Annotated in this window: 1 protein-coding gene; it reads right to left on the reverse strand. The window is 62.1% G+C overall.

Annotation, left to right across the window (positions count from 1 at the left end; all coding sequences use genetic code 11):
• On the reverse strand, positions 1–512 hold a 512-nt coding region (locus L0664_RS18470), incomplete at both ends, for a VCBS domain-containing protein (protein ID WP_235227380.1).

Raw genomic sequence — 512 nt, forward strand, 5'->3', positions numbered from 1 at the left:
GTCACGGTCTCTTCCGTGCCATCCACCGTTGTGACCGTGAAGCTGTCACTTGCTGTCTGGCCGTCAGCAAGGCTCTGTACCGCCGTCAGGCTGTTGTCTGCCGTATAGATCCACACCCCGTCCGCATCGATGTCAAAGCTGCCGTAGGTCCCCGCCGTGCCGCTCTGCGCCTCAAAGCCCGCCTCGCCGGCATCGACATCCGTCACGCTCAGCACGCCCATCGCCGTGAGGGTCACGGCTTCATCTTCAGTCACGCCGCCCGTTGTCTCGCCCGCAATCACTGCCACATCATCGACCCCGGTGATCGTCACGGTCACGGTCTCAGTCGTGCCATCCACAGTTGTCACCGTGAAGCTGTCACTTACTGTCTGGCCGTCAGCAAGGCTTTGGACCGCTGTCAGACTGTTATCCGCCGTGTACGTCCACGCCCCTTCTGCATCGATGTCAAAGTTGCCGTAGCTGCCAACCGTGCCGCTCTGCGCCTCAAAGCGCGACTCGTCCGCGTTCGGGTC

This window comes from Octadecabacter dasysiphoniae, assembly GCF_021532615.1.
Classification (GTDB): Bacteria; Pseudomonadota; Alphaproteobacteria; order Rhodobacterales; family Rhodobacteraceae; genus Octadecabacter; species Octadecabacter dasysiphoniae.